Below are 2,030 nucleotides of genomic sequence, written 5' to 3'. Positions count from 1 at the left end.
GAGAAAACAGTCCCTGTTAAGTTGCAGTTTAATCAATACGAAATTGAGAAACATCAAAAAAATGCCGAAATAAAAAAAGATGTTCAAACCTTTATGGAAGATTACACATATGCTTTAAATCAAGCATATGAGGAAGAAGAATATTCTTATGTATCTAGTTACTTTAAGAGTGATTCTAAAGCAGCTGATTATATAGAAGGTAGAGTCGAATCTGGGGATGATGTTGAATTTTCAGATCCTAAAGTAATAAAATACAGTAAAAATGGAGACACTATAACAATTGAAACTGAGAAGAAAGATAAATCAGGAAATACAATTCGTTCACAATATGTCCTTGACTATGATGATGTACTCTTCGACTTTGAAATTAAAAGTTATACAGATATATAGGATCGAGTAGGAGAATAGCCATTAATTGACTATTCGTCCTCGCATACCACCAAGCATACGAACTCATCCTTGGCGATTCAATATCTTACGTAAGCCCACTCTACAAGTGAGGACTAATATCGTTAGTTCCTACTTGTAGAGTTGTTTTGTTGTAACGACTTTATGAAATTCTTGCGTTTTTGAAAGTCTCAAATACTTCTTTTGAGAGTATGCTATTTTCTTTGTACTTTATTCGCTAAGTCCATATTTACGTAACATCTTGTATTTTTATTATGACGCTTTTAATAAATCCGCTATCAAAGTAATTTATCTACCCTCGTGTTACTTGATTAATTCCTATTATAATCTGCTTGAAGACACCTGGTCTATTTCTTTTTGTTATCAAACGGAAAGGGATCAAGGGATATTAGTGATTACTAATATTAATATAGACGTTAATATATTTAGAAAGGTTCTAATACACGTAACTGTAGAAAAATTAGATTAGCACGTTCAAACATATTCATGTTATTTCATTGTAAAGGAGGGATATTCATGAAATTAAAAGTAGTGCCTATTTCTCTAATGATATTAGCAAACGGAATGTACTTTGTAAGAAAAGATAAGCGTCATTGCTAGATTTTTATTATGTCTATATACTATCCAACAGTTTTTAACAACTTTTATTTTTTTCTTATCATCAGTACGTATTTGACAAAGTATTGAATCTGTTTTAATGTCGTTTTATATAAAAATAAAGGAGGTCGTCATTCTAGTCATGCAAGGAAGTTATCTGATTTTAAAAATTCACTTGCTAAATGATAGGATCTTTAATCGTAGGTTGAGTAAGAATCAAGATATACTCTACACTGCAGAACAGGCCAAAATCTTATCAGCACTTTGGACAAATGAGATTCTGTCTGCCAAAGAGCTTAGTAATATTACAGGACTTGCAACCAGCAGTCTTTCCCTTATGCTCAAGCGTTTAGAAGACCAAGGGTTAATTGGTAGTAGGACTTCTCTTGATGATAAAAGGCGGAAAGATTATCAGGTCACCCCTCAGGGTTCCCAGCAGCAAGCTGTTGGAGAAGTTGTTAGCAGAGAGGTCATTTCTGTCTTTTACCAAGGCTTTAGCGATAAAGAAATCGAACAGGTCGAAAACTATCTGGAGCGGATTTTAAAGAATTTAGAAAGAGAGTTAGCTAATAACAAAAACGATGCGAGTCATACGATCGACCAAACCATTTAGTAATAAGGATATCCAGTCCATAGAAGTTACAGCAGGATTCACTTTAATTTTACTAATTTCATTAACTATTTAGAAAAAATTATTAAGTAAAGACATGATTATTGTTGGAATAGCAGAGAAGAGAAAGAAATTAAGTATATTGACTAATGACAAAAATAATTTTTGAACAAAAATGATGAAAATATTGATAAAGTTGTTTTTAAAGGATTGGAAGATGATGAAGAACGGTTCATGGAAATTTATCAAGATTGGGAGAAGGAATTAACAGTTTCTAAAAGAATGATTGATTAGGAGTAGTTTATAGATTATAAAGAACGAATTAAAGCATTGAAAGCTTTTAAAGAGTCAGTATCATCAGGAGAAACGACGGATACTGTTTCGGGTGTTAGTTCAGAAGTTAGTGGCTGGCAGG

At 32.4% G+C, this 2,030-nt stretch carries 3 protein-coding genes; all 3 read left to right on the top strand.

The annotated features are described in order from the left end of the window. Positions 1–390 (top strand): TcaA NTF2-like domain-containing protein (locus tag TP70_RS08425; RefSeq protein ID WP_044360963.1); only part of this gene is annotated, 390 nt, incomplete at its 5' end. Between the two features lie 757 nt (positions 391–1,147). Continuing rightward, the gene (locus TP70_RS08420) at positions 1,148–1,618 is read left to right on the top strand and encodes a MarR family winged helix-turn-helix transcriptional regulator (protein WP_042740067.1); all 471 of its coding nucleotides are present in this window, start codon (positions 1,148–1,150) and stop codon (positions 1,616–1,618) included. A gap of 162 nt (positions 1,619–1,780) precedes the next feature. Next, complete coding sequence (locus TP70_RS12865; RefSeq protein WP_268767849.1) at positions 1,781–1,909, top strand: hypothetical protein; 129 nt, start codon at positions 1,781–1,783, stop codon at positions 1,907–1,909. Positions 1,910–2,030 lie beyond the last annotated feature (121 nt).

Source organism: Staphylococcus microti, from assembly GCF_000934465.1.
In the GTDB taxonomy this organism is placed as follows: domain Bacteria; phylum Bacillota; class Bacilli; order Staphylococcales; family Staphylococcaceae; genus Staphylococcus; species Staphylococcus microti.
The sequence above is the reverse complement of the archived record's forward strand: the minus strand, read 5'-3'. Positions and strand labels throughout refer to the sequence as shown.